Raw genomic sequence first — 15283 nt, forward strand, 5'->3', positions numbered from 1 at the left:
TCGCGGTGGTGACGGTGCGTCAGAGGTGTGCATACGCCTTGGAGTTCGCGTTCCGCCGGTGGGCGTCGGCGCTCCTTCGGTGGGCGTCGGCGGTCTCGACGACGGCCGTCCCGGTGCCGGCCGCCCCGGTGGTGGCCGTCTCTGCGGCGAGAGCGAGTGTTCGCCGGTCGGGTGCGCTGCCCGCCGGGAGCACCGGCTCCACGCGCACCTCGGCCACGAGGGCGCGGGCCGACACGACCCGCCAGACCGAGGTAAGCAGCGAGTCGCTCCCGACGAACGCGGGCGCGGTGGTCGCCGCTCCCCCGTCGAACCGGTAGTGGAGGTGCACCGGCTGGACGGGCACGGCGGCGTCCAGGGCGGCCTGGAAGGCGGCTCTGCGGAAGTGGCCCTGAGCACGGCCGCACCAGGTGCTCCCTTCCGGGAAGACCACGACCGCCGATCCGCCGCGCAGGGAGTCCGCGATCCGTTCGACGGTCCTCGGCAGAGCGCGCAGGCGGTCGCGCTCGATGAACAGCGCGCCGCTGCTCGCGGTGAGCACGCCCGCCACGGGCCACTGCCTGATCTCCGCCTTGGCCAGCATCCGGGCGGGGCGGACGGCGGCGAGCAGGGGGATGTCCAGCCAGGAGATGTGGTTGGCCACCAGGAGCAGTCCACCGCCGGGCGGGGCCGACCCGGTGATCCGCAACCGGACACCCGTGGCGCGCACGATCGTCCGGCACCACGTCCGGGTGAGCGGGTCGCGCCACACGGCGGCGAGCCGTCCCACGACCGGGATGAGCACGATCCCGAAGAGGAGCACGGCCAGGAGTGCGGCCAGCCGCAGCAGCGCGCGGGGCACGGCGGCCGGCGACCCCACGGACTCCACACAGACCCGGGAGCACGGGGCGCTGGGCAGCCACGCGCTCACCGGGGCGGGTGCCGAGGGCGCCGCGACCGGACGTTCCCCTGCTCCGACACGCACACCGCCGCGCCGTGGGCGCAGCACCTTCCCGAGGCCCGGGCCCGGGAACACCGGGGTGCTCACGCCTGGGCTCACGAACGCCGTGGTGCCGCCCCGGCGCGGGCGGAGTTTCACGGCCACGCGAGACACACCCGTCGCACCCATCGCACCCATGCGGGACATGGTGATCACGCCGGCACGAGCGACAGGAAGTGCCGCAGGTAGCGCGGGTTGACCCGGCGCATCGACAGCAGCACGTACAGGTCGGCGACGCCGAAGTCGGGGTCGTGGGCCGGTTCCGCGCAGACCCAGGCGCCGAGGCGGAGGTAGCCGCGCAGCAGCGGGGGCAGTTCGGTGCGGGCGGGGCGGGTGACGCCCTCGGCGCTCCACGGCAGCAGCGGACGTACGCGGTACTCCTCGGGCGCCAGGTGCTTGTCCCGCACCCGGTCCCAGGTGCCCGCGGCGATCGTGCCGCCGTCGGCGAGCGGGATGGAGCAGCAGCCCGCCAGCCACTCGTGGCCGCCGTCGACCATGTAGCGGGCGATCCCGGCCCATATGAGACCGATGACCGCGCCGTCGCGGTGGTCGGGGTGGACGCAGGAGCGGCCGACCTCGACGAGCCCGGAGCGGATTCCGGCCAGCGGTCCGAGGTCGAACTCGCCCTCCGAGTAGAGCCGTCCGGCGATCGCCGCGCGGTCGGGCGGCAGCAGCCGGTAGGTGCCGACCACCTGCCCGGTCGTGGTGTCGCGTACGAGCAGGTGATCGCAGTACGCGTCGAAGGCGTCGACGTCGAGGCCCGGCTGCGAGGAGGAGAGCAGCGCGCCCATCTCCCCGGCGAAGACGTCGTGACGCAGCCGCTGGGCGGCGCGGACGTCTGCCTCGTCGCGGGCGAGGGTGACGGTGTAGCGGGTGGGGGCCGTCGACAGTGGGGGGCTGTCGAGCGTGGAAACGCCGGTCATGGCACTCTCCTGGTCACGGGCCGGTTCGGCGGAGCGGCGCGACGGACCGAAGCGAACGGTCCGTGCGCTCCTGTTCTTCCGACGCCGGCTGACCGGCGAGTAACCCCCGGAGAGAGACCGGGTGTGAGCTTGTTGAATGCCAGGGGTGCCTGATGAAACCGCGGCAAACCGTGCCCCGCAAGGGGCGCGGGGAACTGCGCGACCAGCCACATCGGACCCGCAGCCCGCAAACAACCACGGCCCCTACGGCGCTACCGCTTACCCGCCTTTCGAGTCGCCCGCAGCCACTCCTTGTTCATCCCCGTGATGGAGACCAGCGGGATCCCCTTGGGGCACGCGGTGGCACACTCCCCGGCCAGCGTGCACCCGCCGAACCCCTCCTCGTCCATCTGCGCCACCATGTCGAGCACCCGCGTCTCGCGCTCCGGCGCACCCTGCGGCAGCACATTCAGATGGTTGATCTTCGCCGAGGTGAAGAGCATCGCGGCCCCGTTCGGGCAGGCCGCCACGCACGCCCCGCAGCCGATGCACTCGGCGTGCTCGAAGGCGAAGTCGGCGTCCGGCTTCGGCACTGGCGTGGCATGCGCCTCCGGCGCGGCCCCAGTAGGCGCGGTGACATATCCGCCGGCCTGGATGATCCGGTCGAAGGCGGACCGGTCGACGACCAGGTCCTTGACGACCGGGAAGGCGGAGGCGCGCCACGGCTCGATGTCGATCGTGTCGCCGTCCTCGAAGGACCGCATGTGCAGCTGGCAGGAGGTCGTGCGCTCCGGCCCGTGCGCGTCGCCGTTGATGACGAGCGAGCACGCGCCGCAGATCCCCTCGCGGCAGTCGTGGTCGAAGGCGACCGGGTCCTCGCCCTTGAGGATGAGCTCCTCGTTGAGAGTGTCCAGCATCTCCAGGAAGGACATGTCGGCCGAGATGCCGTCCACTTCGTACGTGGACATCGCTCCGTCGGCGTCGGCGTTGCGCTGCCGCCAGACGCGCAGGGTGAGCTTCATGCGTAGCTCCGCTGGGTGGGGTGGACGTACTCGAAGACGAGGTCTTCCTTGTGCAGGACGGGAGCAGAGCCCGTACTTGTGAACTCCCAGGCGGCCGCATACGAGAACTCCTCGTCCCGGCGCTCCGCCTCGCCGTCCGGGGTCTGGGACTCCTCGCGGAAGTGGCCGCCGCAGGACTCGTCGCGGTGCAGCGCGTCGAGGCACATCAGCTCGGCGAGCTCCAGGTAGTCGACGACGCGGTTGGCCTTCTCCAGCGACTGGTTGAACTCCTCGCCGGCGCCGGGGACCTTGATGCGCCGCCAGAACTCCTCGCGGATCTGCGGGATGCGCTCCAGGGCCTTGCGCAGCCCCGAGTCCGTACGCGCCATTCCGCAGAACTCCCACATCAGTTCGCCGAGTTCGCGGTGGAAGGAGTCGGGAGTGCGGTCGCCGTCGACGGCGAGGAGCAGCCGAAGCCGGTCCTCGGTGTCGGCCAACACCTCCTGGACGACGGGGTGTTCATCGTCCACCCTCTCGTGGTGCGGGTTGCGGGCGAGGTAGTCGTTGATGGTCGACGGGAGGACGAAGTAGCCGTCGGCGAGTCCCTGCATCAGCGCGGAGGCGCCGAGCCGGTTCGCGCCGTGGTCCGAGAAGTTGGCCTCGCCGATCGCGAACAGCCCGGGGATCGTGGTCTGCAGGTCGTAGTCGACCCAGAGGCCGCCCATCGTGTAGTGCACGGCGGGATAGATCCGCATGGGCACCTCGTACGGGTTCTCGGCGGTGATCCGCTCGTACATCTCGAAGAGGTTGCCGTACTTCTCCTCGACCTTCTCGCGGCCCATGCGCCCGATGGCGTCGGCGAAGTCGAGGTAGACCCCTTGTCCGCCGGGGCCCACTCCCCTGCCCTCGTCGCAGACGTTCTTCGCGGCGCGGGAGGCGATGTCGCGCGGGACGAGGTTGCCGAAGGAAGGATAGATGCGCTCCAGGTAGTAGTCGCGCTCGTCCTCGGGGATCTCGTTCGCGGGGCGATTGTCGCCCTTCGCCCTCGGGACCCAGATCCGGCCGTCGTTGCGCAGCGACTCGCTCATCAGCGTGAGCTTGGACTGGTGCTCGCCGGTGCGCGGGATGCAGGTGGGGTGGATCTGGGTGAAGCACGGGTTGGCGAAGTAGGCGCCGCGCCGGTGGGCCCGCCAGATCGCGGTGGCGTTGGAATTCATGGCGTTCGTCGACAGGTAGAAGACGTTGCCGTAGCCGCCGGAGGCGAGGACGACGGCGTCCGCGTAGTACGTATCGATCTTCCCGGTGATCAGATCGCGGGCGACGATGCCGCGCGCCCGTCCGTCGACCACGATCAGGTCGAGCATCTCGGTGCGCGGATGCATCTCGACGTTGCCGGCGGCGATCTGGCGGGACAGCGCCTGGTAGGCGCCGAGCAGGAGTTGCTGGCCCGTCTGGCCGCGGGCGTAGAAGGTGCGGGACACCTGGACGCCGCCGAAGGAACGGGTGTCGAGGAGGCCGCCGTACTCGCGGGCGAAGGGCACGCCCTGGGCGACGCACTGGTCGATGATCTCGACCGAGATCTGCGCCAGGCGGTGGACGTTGGACTCGCGTGCCCTGAAGTCGCCGCCCTTGACGGCGTCGTAGAACAGCCGGTGGATCGAGTCGCCGTCGTTGCGGTAGTTCTTGGCGGCGTTGATGCCGCCCTGCGCGGCGATCGAGTGAGCGCGGCGCGGGGAGTCCTGGTAGCAGAACTGGACGACGTGGTAGCCCTGTTCGGCGAGCGTGGCGCCGGCGGAGCCGCCTGCCAGACCCGTGCCGACGACGATCACGGTGTGCTTGCGCCGGTTGGCGGGGTTGACCAGCTTGGCCTCGAAGCGGCGGGTGTCCCAGCGCTCACCGACCGGTCCCTCGGGGGCCTTGGTGTCGACGACCGGCTCCCCGGTCGTGTACTCGGCGAATTCAGCGGTCATGTCAGCTCACCACTCCGGTCATCACGCCCACGGGTACGGCGATGAAGCCCGCCGTCAGCACCACCGCGAGCACGTTGGCGATGGTCTTGAAAGCCCGGTCGCGGGTGCGGCTGCCCACGCCGAGGGTCTGTGCCGCGCTCCAGAAGCCGTGCCGTACGTGCAGGCCGAGCGCGAGCATCGCGACGATGTAGATGAGGTTGCCGTACCAGGTGGAGAAGGTGTCGATGACGTTCTGGTACGGGTGTCCGTGCTGGAAGCCGTTCGCGTGCACGGTGCCGGTCGTCAGGTCGAGGATGTGCCAGACGATGAACAGGCCGAGGATGATCCCGCCCCAGCGCATGGTGCGGGTGGCGTAGCTCGCCCGGGGCTTCTTGTGGACGTACTTGGTGGGGCGCGCCCTGATGTCGCGGCGGCTCAGCTGGTACGCGGAGACGGCGTGCGCGACGACGGCGGCGACCAGGACCACGCGGATGATCCACAGCGCCCACTCGTAGTGCAGGAAGGGCTCGCCGATGGTGCGCAGCCAGTGCGCGTAGTGGTTGAACTCGTCCGACCCGAAGAAGATCTTGAGGTTGCCCAGCATGTGGACGACCAGGTACCCCAGCATGATCAGGCCGCTGACGGCCATCACGGTCTTCTTGCCGACGGACGAGTCCCACATGGTGCGCGTCATGGACGGTTTTCGTTCCGTCCGCGTTGCCAGAGCCATGGAACGCACGCTAGGGCCGGGAGGGCCGATCGGTCCAAGACATGGAGCAGCTCGATTCGATAGGCCCTGGCTATCGTGGGCGTATTCTTGGGGCATGCAGTTCCAGCAGCTCCAGTACTTCGTGGCCGTCGCCGAGACGCGGCACTTCACCCGGGCCGCCGATCTGGTCCATGTCGCTCAGCCGTCGCTCTCCCAGCAGATCAAGGCTCTGGAGCGGGAGTTGGGCGCCGATCTCTTTCTCCGGGCCCGCGGGAACATCACGCTCACGGACGCGGGCGAGGCGCTGCTGCCGCTGGCCCGCCGCATCCTGGCCGACGCGGACACGGCTCGGCACGAGGTCCAGGAGCTGGCCCAGCTGCGCAGCGGGCGGGTCCGGCTGGGCGCGACGCCGAGCCTGTGCACGGGCCTGCTGCCGGATGTGCTGCGCGCCTTCCATGACCGGTATCCCGGCATCCGGCTGCTGATCGAGGAGGGCGGCTCGCACGATCTCGTACGGGAGCTAGCGCGCGGGGCGCTCGATCTCGCCCTCGTGGTGCTGCCGCTGCCCACGCCGTCGCCCGCTCTGACCACGGTGGAGGTGCTGCGGGAGGACCTGGTGGTGGTGTCGTCGCCGGACGCGTCGGCGCCGGGGGGCGGGCGGCGGTCCGTGCGGGTTTCCGACCTGGAGGGTGAGCGGCTGGTGATGTTCCGGCACGGGTACGACTTGCGGGAGCTGACGGTTGCCGCGTGTCGCTCCGCGGGGTTCGAGCCGGATTTCGCGGTGGAGGGTGGGGAGATGGACGCGGTGTTGGGGTTCGTCCGGGCGGGGCTGGGGGTGGCTGTGGTGCCGCGGATGGTCGCTGCGCGGACCGGGCGGGGGTTGCGGGTCACCCCGCTCGCCCGGCCCGGGCTGGCTCGGACCATCGCGCTGGCGCACCGCAGCGATGTGGCTCCGCCTCGGGCGGCTCGGGAGCTCCAGCGGATGCTGTTGGAGCGGTGAGGCTCCGCCGGGGGGCCGTGCCCGGGACCGCCGTTTTGGTGGAGCGCCGTTTTTGGGTGCGCGTTCATTGTGGCTGAGCGCGCAGTTCCCCGCGCCCCTGGGTGGGTGGGGGTCGGCGTGGCGCCTTGGGTGCGGGTGCATCGTGGCTGAGCGCGCAGTTCCCCGCGCCCCTGAAAGCGGGGCTGCGCCCCTGGCTTTTCGCCTTTAGGGGCGCGGGGAACTGCGCGACCAGCCAGAACGGAGCCGCACCCAAAAACGGCGCTCCACCAAAACGGCGGCCCCGCGGAGCGCTCCGCGCTCAACCCGTCGCGTCCACCAGCGCCAGCTCGTGGAGGCGGTCCGGGGGTCCCGGGCGGGCGTAGTACCAGCCCTGGGCCGTGTCGCAGCCCAGTATGCGGAGTTGTTCGGCCTGGGCCGCTGTTTCGACGCCCTCGACCGTGACCGCGAGGTCCAGGCTGTGGGCCAGAGTAACGATCCCTTCGACGATCTTGAGGTCGACGGGATCGGCGGGGAACTGCTGCATGCCCTGGGTGAAGGAACGGTCCAGCTTGAGGATGCTCACCGGGAGACGACGCAGGTTGGCGAGGTTCGAATAGCCCGTGCCGAAGTCGTCGAGGGCGATGTCGACGCCCATCTCGGCGAGCCGGCGCAGCGGCTTGAGCAGGTCGTCGTCGGCGCCGATCAGGGCGGACTCGGTGACCTCCAGGCAGAGCGAGGACGGGTCGAGCCCGATGCGCTCCAGAATGTCGACGGTGTCGGCGACCAGACCGGGATGGGTCAGCTGGCAGGGCGAGAGGTTCACGTTGATGCGCAGCGGCCCCGCGTCGGCGTGACGTTCCTGCCACTCGCGGGCCTGGCGGACCGACTGCTCAAGCACCCAGCGGCCGAGCGGCACGATCAGGCCGGTGTGCTCGGCGAGCGGGATGAACCGGTCGGGTCCGAGCACGCCGTGCTGCGGATGCAGCCAGCGCACGAGCGCCTCGGCGCCGCGCACACTGCCGTCGCCGAGGCGGACGAGCGGCTGGTACTCGATGAAGAACTCGTTCCGGTCCAGGGCCGCGGGCAGCGCCGTGGTGAGCCCGTGCCGGGTGATGGCACGGGCATCGGCCTCGGGGTCGGCGAGCTCGTATCGGTTGCCGCCCGCCGACTTGGCGCGGTACATCGTGATGTCGGCGCTGCGCAGCACCTCGGCCGGGCCGCGCTCGCCCGCCGGGCCCTCGACGATGCCGATGCTGCCCCGGACGGTCAGTTCCCTGCCGTCGATGCGCACCGGTGTGATCAGGGCGTTCATGATGCGGTCGGCGAGCGCGTCGACCTCGCTCTCGGTGTCGGGCCCGGTCGTCAGGGCGACGAACTCGTCGCCGCCGAGCCGGGCGACCATCTCGCCGGGCGCGGTCGCGCAGGACTGCAACCGGTCGGCGACCTCGACGAGCAGCCGGTCGCCGGCCGCGTGCCCGAGGCTGTCGTTGATGGTCTTGAAGCCGTCGAGATCGAGGTAGCAGAGACCGAAGCGCATGCCGTCGCCCGCCGCGAGCGCCTTGTCGAGCCGCTCGAAGAACAGCGTCCGGTTGGGCAGTCCGGTGAGCGCGTCGTGCGTGGCCTCGTACCGCAGCCGCAGGTTGAGCAGCCGCCGCTCGGTGGTGTCCTCCATGAGGGCGAGCTGGAACTGGGGCCGGCCGTCCGCGTCACGCAGCAGGGAGACGGTGAGGTTGGTCCACAGAACCGTTCCGTCGGGCCGGTAGAAGGCCTTCTCCACGTGGTAGTGCTCGCGGTCGCCGCGCACCAGCTCCTCGTAGAGCCGCCACACCTGGGGGGCGTCCTCGGGGTGGGTCCACTCGGTGACGTTGCGGCCGCGCATCAGCTGCTCGGTGCCGCCGAACATACGCAGCAGGGCGTTGTTCACCTGAAGGATGTTGCCGTCGAGGTCGGCGACGCCGATGCCTATCGCGGCGCCCTCGAAGACCGCGCGGAAGCGTGCCTCGGTGGCGTGCAGTGCGTCGGCCACCACGCCCTGGGCCTGGAGGGCGGCGCGTGCTATGGACTCCTGCTCGGCCAGCGTCCGTTCGCGCAGCGCGTGCGCGAACCCGGCGGCCATGGCGTGCTGCAGGCGCGCCGAGCGGGTGCGCAGGGCCTCCTGGGACCCGTCGCCGCCGCAGTAGAGCACCAGATAGGCGTCGACGCAGTCGAGTGTGCGGCTGAGTGCCTCGGGTTCGGTGCAGTGCGCGTCGATGAGCGCGGCACCGACGGCCTGGCCCTCGGCCGCCTCGAACGTCCTGGCCCGCAGCGCCTCGCTGAGCCGCCGGGCGAGCGGCACCAGGCGCTGCTCGAACTCCGGCCTGGTCAGCGACGTCGCGGTCGCCGGGAACACGGCCCGGCTCCAGATCGTCGCGAACCTGCGCAGTCTGTCCTCCGGCCCGTCCGGCTCGGCGGTCACGCCTTGCGCCCCACGCCCGCGAAACCCGAGTAGGAATAAGGATCCTCGTCCTCGGACGCCGAGTCGGGCCGCCATTTCGCCATCGGCACCAGTCCGGGTTCCACCATGTCGTACCCCTCGAAGAACCGCGCGACGTCCTCGCGCGAGCGCATGATCAGCGGGTTTCGGATGTCCTTGTAGACGTCGACGGCGCCCTCGGCCCGCTCCTGGGAGAGCGGGAGTCCCTCGTACGAGGCGTGCGAGACGACGAACAGGCTGCCGGGCGCAAGCGCGTCCCTCAGCTCTGCCACCGCCCCGTACGGGTCGTCCGCGTCCTCCACGAAGTGAAGTATGGCAACGAGAAGGAGTGCGACTGGCTGATTCAGGTCTATCAGGCGCTGAACCTGAGGACTCGCCAGGATCTCCTGGGGTTTGCGGAGGTCGGCGGCGACCACGTCCGCGTCCTCGTTCCCGGCCAGGACTGCCATGCTGTGGGCGACGGCGACCGGGTCGTGGTCGACGTACATGACACGTGCGCCGGGGCGGGCACTCTGAGCCACCTCGTGGACGTTGCCGAAGGTGGGGATGCCCGAACCGATGTCGAGGAACTGGGAGATGCCCTCGTCGGCCGCGAAGCGCACGGCGCGGCGCAGGAACGCGCGGTTCGCCTGCATGATCTTGGGAAGTCCCGGCATGAACTCCATGGCCCGGCGCGCGGCTTCCCGGTCGACCTCGAAATTGTGCGATCCGCCCAGGTAGTAGTCGTAGACGCGGCTCACGCTTGGCACCGAGATGTCGATGCCACGCGGGGCCCAGGCGGGACGCTCCATCTATCTCTCCAAGGCGTAGGCGATCCGGTGTTCGAGCTGAGGCTACTGATCGCCCGCCAAAGGAGCGAGTGGAAACGGAAATTGACCGTCCGTTCCAGGTCACTGCCTCCGGCACGTGCCGAATTGACCGCCTTACGAAATCACACCGAAGCATTCCAAAGAGTTCCGGTAAAACTGCGCAGCGTTACGAAGAAGCCCCGGAAAACCGTTCACGCGACCGGGTCCGGCCGGATGTGAAAAAGCCGCTTCGCCCCCTCCGTGCGGTGCGGAGGGGGCGAACCGGTGGTTGTGCACACGTTTTCCGAACTTTCGGCACTCTCCTTCTCTGTGCGTTCACGTTCTCTGTGCGTTCACAACCTTCCGCGCTTCGAACGTCGCCTCCCCTCCGCGCTTCGTGATCGGTGTGTCTCGGTGACCAACCTGGGGAAGTGGTCGTCTGCTTGGCTGCGTCGCGGTTGCTTCGGCCGGACTACTTCGGCTTGCCGAGCGGCTTGCCCTCCGGGGAGATGGCGTACCACGTGCCGCCGACGCCCTGGCCGTTGGTGTCACCGGGCTTCTTGTCGCCCGCGAAGGTGTAGAGCGGCCAGCAGTCGATGCTCTGCTGCTTCAGGCCGTCCGGACGGTTGTTGACGACGTATCCGCGCCGACCGTCGTTCTTGTTGTCGATGCCCTTGGTGTCGGCGGCGTCGACCGGCGCCACGACCGGCCACTTCTCCAGGCACTCGCCGACGCAGTTCGACTTCATCGGCCAGGGGACGTCCTTCTCGAACCGGTAGACCGTCATGCCGTTCTTGTCGACGACGACCTCACCGAGCTCGGGGTCGTTACGGGTCGACAGACCCGGCAGGTCCGCGGCTTCCGCGCTGCCGCCGGCCGCGGCCTCGCCGCCGCCCGAGGCCTTCTTGCCGTCGGGGGCCGTCGCGTACCAAGTGCCGCCCACACCCTGGCCCTTGGTGTCACCGGCCTTGGTGTCCTTCGCGAACCGGTACAGCGGCCAGCCCTCGTAGGTCAGCTGCTTGGAACCGTCGGTACGGGTGACCTCGCCGAGCAGGGTCTTGTCGACGCCGATCGGCGCGGTGGCGCCCGAAGCCGGAACCGGCGGCCAGGCAGTGGCGCAGTCGCCGTCACAGTTCGACTTCGGCGGCTCGGCAGTGTCCTTGTCGAAGCGGTAGAGCGTCATGCCCGCGCTGTCCGTGACAACCTCACCGAGCTTGTCGGTGTCCGCCACGGCAAGCTGTCCGGCGCTCTGCGTCTGGGTACCGGCGGCCGCACCGGCCGTGCCGGCACCGGCCCCGGTGCTCGGGCTGGCCGCGGCTCCCGCCGAACCGTAACCATTGGCCGCGGGCGCCGCGCCCACGTTCTGGCTGCCGGTCGAAGTGTCCGCCTTGTCCTGACCGCACGCCGTCGTCAGCACCAGCACTGCCGCAGCTGACGCTACGAGTGAGGCGCTCCGCCAGGAGGTCTTCATTGGTAACTCCCGCTGTCTGCTTAGGTGTTGCGGCGCTGATCCACACCGCGTATGGCCCTAGGTACGGGTGGGAGTGCGGTGAGTGTTCAAAGCGCGCACAAATTTCTTTCTGGTAACGCCCGGGAGCCCTGCTTTCGGTGGGGCGCGGGAGGCCTGTTCGGGCGCGTGACGGCAAGCGCGTGAGCCCCCTAGTCCCTCCTTCGGGGCAACCTGAGGCCACTCTCGCGCGCGCGAGCGCGTGGGGACCGATGATCTCCGTCGTGCCTGGACCACTACGAACTCAGCCACGGACCGGATGCGCCCTCGTCATACGCCTGCTGATGCTGCTCGCTCTGACCTGGATCGCCGGTGGGGCGCCCGCTCCGGCGGCCGCCGACTCCTGCGCGTACGCCGCCACGGGGCCCGGCGGCAACGGCACGGTGGCGGTGGCCGTCGCGGGGACCTGCCCCACGCCGACACCGACACCGACGCCAACACCGACACCGCCCTGCCCGACTCCGGAACCGTCCCCTCCGCCGAAGTCCCCGCCCAAGCCGACTCCGACGCCCACCCCGACACCCGACCCGCCGCCTCCCCCACCGCGGCCTGCCCCCGACCCGCCGACCGTGCCGCCGCCCGCGCCCGCCCCACCACGGCCGGCGCCCGTCGTACCGCGCCCGGCGGCTCCCGTACCGGCCCCGAAGCCCACTCCGACACCGACGCCGACCCCCACCGTGCGTCCCAGCCCCTCGCCGACTCCGGTGAGTTATCCCCCGTACCGCACTCGGCCGCGCAAGGCGCCGCCCCGCGGCGGCCCGTCCCTGGTCTCGCTCACCCTGCTCATCACCGCGCCCGCGGTGTTCGCCGTCGCCGCGCTGCGCCCGCGCTGACCCCTGGAGGAATCCTTTGTCGGAATGGCTTGTTCTCGCCCTCGCGATGGCGGCGGCCAGTGTCGTCGTCCTCATCGTCACCGTCGTGCGGCACCACACCGCCGCCGACGACGACGATCCGTCCGAGACTCCGGACGTGATCGAGTACATGACGATGATGATCGGCGTGGTGTACGCCATCGTGCTCGGCCTGGCCATCGCCGGTGTCTGGGAGGCGCGCGGCGTCGCCCAGGATCACGTCCAGAACGAGGCGTACGCGCTGCACGAGATCTCCGAGCGCGTCCGGGTGTACCCGCCCGACGTGCGCGACCGCATCCGGGACGACGTCAACGACTATGTCGGCCACGTCGTCACCACCGAGTGGAAGGCCATGGCCGACGACGGCAAGGTCACCGACCGGGGGACCAAACTGCTGGCCAGGATCCGCAACGAGGTCACCGACTACGAGCCGCGGACGGACTTCGAGGCCCAGGCCTACCAGCCGCTCCTCGACCAGGTCACCGCGGCGGACAACGCGCGCACGGCCCGCGCGGAGTCGACAGCCCCGACGATGCCGGGCGTCGTGTGGTTCGGTCTGATCACCGGAGCCGTGGTCACCGTCGGGCTGATCTTCGCGCTGCAGATCCGCCGCACCCTGCGCGAGGTGATCCTGGCGGGCCTGTTCGCCGCTCTGATCGCCTTCCTGCTCTTCCTGATCTGGGACTTCGACGCTCCCTACAGCCGCGGGATCACGGCGACCGCCGATCCGTTCCTGACGCTCTTCCCGAAGGCCGGTGAGTGACGGGGACCCTTACGAGCCGACGTCACCGGGGGACGGACGCCACGCCGGGCCCGTCCCCCGACCGCACGCATCCGATACCCGGTTCGGCCCACACGGTTGCCCCATTCGCGCGACAGCGATCGCGCCGGCGCCCGCACCTTCCTAGCGTTTCGATCATCGAGGTGCATGTACGGCGCAGCGGAAAAGGTCCGCGGCTGCGCCTCGGGGACCCGGAGGACTCACCATGCGCGCGATACGCGTCGCTTCGGCCGCACTGCTGGGCATGACCGCCCTGACCCTCACCGCACCCGTCGCCGCCGCCCGGGACGACGGCGAGCGCAACATCACCTCGTTCGGCTTCAACGTCTCGCCCACGACCATCGCCGCGGGCGGGCGCGTCTCGCTGTCGGTCAACGGGTGCAAATCGGACACGAAGGTCTCCTCGGGCGTCTTCGACACGGTGACGATCCCCAAGGGACAGGGCTCGGCCACGGCCACCGTCGACTGGGACGCCAAGCCCGGCGCGGTGTACGAGGTGACCTTCCAGTGCGGCAACGAGTCCGGCCACACGGACCTCACCATCGCCACCGGCCGCCCGGACGACCCGACGCACACCCCCGTCCACCGGGGCGTCAAGGCGGGCGTCGGCGGCAGCGCGGGTGGCTTCGACCTGAGCGAGATCGGCCTCGGCGCCGCACTCATCGCGGGCTCGGTCGGCGCGGCGTACTACTGGTCGCGGCGGCGCACCGGCGAGCACGGCGGCTGACGCACCGCACGCACCGGACAGCCCTTCGCACCGGACCCTGAAGGGTTCCGGGGCGAAGGGCTGTCCGGGCTCAGATCTTGTTCTCGGAGCGGCGGCGCATCCAGAACACCCCGCCGCCGATGAGGGCGAGGCCGACAAGGCCGCCGCCGATCGCGATGTCGGTCGGTGTGGCACCGGTGGTGCTGCTGCCGCCGAGACCGCCTTTCACACCGCCGATGACGGTGAAGGCCTGCGGCTTGGTGAGGGTCTTGCCGCTGCAGTGGACCGTGATGTCGTACGAACCGGGGTTGGCCGATCTGTTGATCGTGGCGCTCCCCTTCGCCGTCTCGTTGCCGCCGCCGTTGACCGACGTGAGAGTGGACTGCGGGAAGGCGGTCGACGTCATGGTGCCGCCGTGCGGGCAGCCGTCCACGGTGACCGACAGCTGGCCGCCGCGGGCGATGACGCTGGGCATCGCGGTGATGTTGCTCGGGTTGTCCCAGGCCGCGGCCGTGGGAGCGGCGAGTCCGAGGGCGGCGAACGCCGCCGCAGAGACCGCCAGGGCACGATTGGTACGCATGTGATCCTCCGCGGAAGGCGCCCCGGGAACCGTCCCCGAGTCGATCGGCGAGAAAACGCCTCCCAGACAGACCCTCAGTTGCCGTGCACAGGGCCGCATTTCGAGAATGCTCCGTACCGGTGAGAGGACACGCCGACGGAAAGGAACACAATCGGATATCGCCGCAGGTCACGGACCGTCAGAAATTTCCTGGCGACGGCAACTCGGATGGCGCACGGCGACACACTCCGCCACCCGTTCGCGCTTCTCCCGTCGCCCTGTGCGCGCGCTGCGCTTAGCGTTCTCGTATGCGCGACGGACGTGGCGACGGCCACGTCGAGAGGGGATTGCGAATGTCCGTGTCCGAGCTGGCGGAAGAGGAGGAGCGCCCCAAGAAGCGCGCTCCTTGGGGCGTGATAGCGCTTGTCCTGCTGACCGGCCTCGCTCTCGTCCGGAATGGTTCGGGAGAGTTCGACGTCGGGCCCCCGCAACCCGCGACGGCCGCCGCCGCGGACAACCACGTCACCGGCGACACGACCCGCACGGGCACTCCGGCCCCCCTGACGTTCTCCGTGGTCGACCGCATCAGGATCCCGGCGATCCGGGTCGACGCCCCCGCCACACCCGTGGGCCTCGACATGGAGGGCTGGGTGGACGCGCCACCGCCGGAGGACCCGAACCTCGCGGGCTGGTTCTCGGGCGCGGTCTCGCCCGGCGAGAAGGGCACGGCCATCATGGTCGGCCACGTCGACAACCGGCAGGGCCCCGCCGTCTTCTACGGACTCGGGGCCCTGAAAAAGGGACATCGCGTGGAGGTCCTGCGCAAGGACGGAAAGACCGCCGTGTTCGAGATCTACGGCATCGAGGTCTTCGAGAAGAACAACTTCCCCGGAGACCGTGTCTACGGGAACACCGGAACCCCCGAAATTCGCGTCATCACCTGCGGGGGCGGTTTCTCCAAGCAGAACGGCTACGACGGGAACGTCGTCGTGTTCGCCCGCCTGATCGAGGTTCGCTGAGCGTTCCCCGGCCGGGCGGGCGAAAACCCGCGGAGTTCCACGGAACCCTTTCGGTTCCGTGGAACTCCGCGGCTCTATGTGGA

Annotated in this window: 14 protein-coding genes; 5 read left to right on the plus strand and 9 right to left on the minus strand. The window is 70.1% G+C overall.

Translation table 11 applies throughout. The features are described 5' to 3' along the window. Nucleotides 1–19: 19 nt before the first annotated feature. The 5 genes from QF035_RS08220 to QF035_RS08240 all read right to left on the minus strand — a co-directional run bounded on the left by QF035_RS08220 (nucleotide 20) and on the right by QF035_RS08240 (nucleotide 5522). Complete coding sequence (locus QF035_RS08220; RefSeq protein WP_307530964.1) at nucleotides 20–907, minus strand: lysophospholipid acyltransferase family protein; 888 nt, start codon at nucleotides 905–907, stop codon at nucleotides 20–22. Between the two features lie 221 nt (nucleotides 908–1128). Further along, nucleotides 1129–1899, minus strand: coding sequence for a GNAT family N-acetyltransferase (locus QF035_RS08225; RefSeq protein ID WP_307519288.1), 771 nt, complete (start codon nucleotides 1897–1899; stop codon nucleotides 1129–1131). Between the two features lie 251 nt (nucleotides 1900–2150). After that, nucleotides 2151–2900 carry a succinate dehydrogenase/fumarate reductase iron-sulfur subunit gene (locus QF035_RS08230; RefSeq protein ID WP_307519289.1) on the minus strand — a complete coding sequence of 250 codons (750 nt, stop codon included), beginning with the start codon at nucleotides 2898–2900 and terminating at the stop codon, nucleotides 2151–2153. Beyond that, on the minus strand, nucleotides 2897–4849 hold the full coding sequence (locus QF035_RS08235) for a fumarate reductase/succinate dehydrogenase flavoprotein subunit (protein ID WP_307519291.1): 1953 nt from the start codon (nucleotides 4847–4849) through the stop codon (nucleotides 2897–2899). The genes QF035_RS08230 and QF035_RS08235 overlap by 4 nt, the downstream gene beginning before the upstream one ends. A 1-nt stretch (nucleotide 4850) precedes the next feature. Continuing rightward, on the minus strand, nucleotides 4851–5522 hold the full coding sequence (locus QF035_RS08240; protein ID WP_307530966.1) for a succinate dehydrogenase: 672 nt from the start codon (nucleotides 5520–5522) through the stop codon (nucleotides 4851–4853). Between the two features lie 130 nt (nucleotides 5523–5652). Between QF035_RS08240 and QF035_RS08245 the strand changes: the two genes are divergently transcribed. Further along, the gene (locus tag QF035_RS08245; protein ID WP_307519292.1) at nucleotides 5653–6537 is read left to right on the plus strand and encodes a LysR family transcriptional regulator; all 885 of its coding nucleotides are present in this window, start codon (nucleotides 5653–5655) and stop codon (nucleotides 6535–6537) included. A 298-nt stretch (nucleotides 6538–6835) separates the two neighbouring features. Here the strand turns inward: QF035_RS08245 and QF035_RS08250 are convergent, their stop codons facing one another. From QF035_RS08250 to QF035_RS08260, 3 genes are all read right to left on the minus strand, one after another. Then, nucleotides 6836–8971, minus strand: coding sequence for a putative bifunctional diguanylate cyclase/phosphodiesterase (locus QF035_RS08250; RefSeq protein WP_307519294.1), 2136 nt, complete (start codon nucleotides 8969–8971; stop codon nucleotides 6836–6838). Beyond that, nucleotides 8968–9780 (minus strand): SAM-dependent methyltransferase, encoded by an 813-nt coding sequence (locus tag QF035_RS08255; RefSeq protein ID WP_307519295.1) that lies wholly within the window; start codon nucleotides 9778–9780, stop codon nucleotides 8968–8970. The genes QF035_RS08250 and QF035_RS08255 overlap by 4 nt, the downstream gene beginning before the upstream one ends. 469 nt (nucleotides 9781–10249) lie before the next feature. Then, nucleotides 10250–11248: an SCO0930 family lipoprotein gene (locus QF035_RS08260; RefSeq protein ID WP_307519296.1), complete on the minus strand. Its 999-nt coding sequence runs from the start codon at nucleotides 11246–11248 to the stop codon at nucleotides 10250–10252. 260 nt (nucleotides 11249–11508) lie between these two features. Here QF035_RS08260 and QF035_RS08265 point away from each other — a divergent pair, with 260 nt between their 5' ends. The 3 genes from QF035_RS08265 to QF035_RS08275 all read left to right on the plus strand — a co-directional run bounded on the left by QF035_RS08265 (nucleotide 11509) and on the right by QF035_RS08275 (nucleotide 13643). Continuing rightward, nucleotides 11509–12117, plus strand: a complete 609-nt coding sequence (locus QF035_RS08265; RefSeq protein ID WP_307519297.1) for a hypothetical protein — start codon at nucleotides 11509–11511, stop codon at nucleotides 12115–12117. A gap of 16 nt (nucleotides 12118–12133) precedes the next feature. After that, on the plus strand, nucleotides 12134–12898 hold the full coding sequence (locus QF035_RS08270) for a bestrophin-like domain (protein WP_307519298.1): 765 nt from the start codon (nucleotides 12134–12136) through the stop codon (nucleotides 12896–12898). Nucleotides 12899–13121: 223 nt separating this feature from the next. After that, a complete protein-coding gene (locus QF035_RS08275) occupies nucleotides 13122–13643 on the plus strand; it encodes a hypothetical protein (protein WP_307519299.1) in 522 nt (173 codons plus the stop codon). Between the two features lie 70 nt (nucleotides 13644–13713). On the opposite strand, the gene QF035_RS08280 is transcribed toward QF035_RS08275, so the two are convergent. Continuing rightward, a complete protein-coding gene (locus tag QF035_RS08280) occupies nucleotides 13714–14202 on the minus strand; it encodes a hypothetical protein (protein WP_307519300.1) in 489 nt (162 codons plus the stop codon). Nucleotides 14203–14534: 332 nt separating this feature from the next. On the opposite strand from QF035_RS08280, the gene QF035_RS08285 reads away from it, so the two are divergent. Further along, the gene (locus tag QF035_RS08285; RefSeq protein ID WP_307530968.1) at nucleotides 14535–15200 is read left to right on the plus strand and encodes a class F sortase; all 666 of its coding nucleotides are present in this window, start codon (nucleotides 14535–14537) and stop codon (nucleotides 15198–15200) included. Nucleotides 15201–15283: the final 83 nt, after the last annotated feature.

This window comes from Streptomyces umbrinus (assembly GCF_030817415.1).
GTDB lineage: Bacteria > Actinomycetota > Actinomycetes > Streptomycetales > Streptomycetaceae > Streptomyces > Streptomyces umbrinus_A.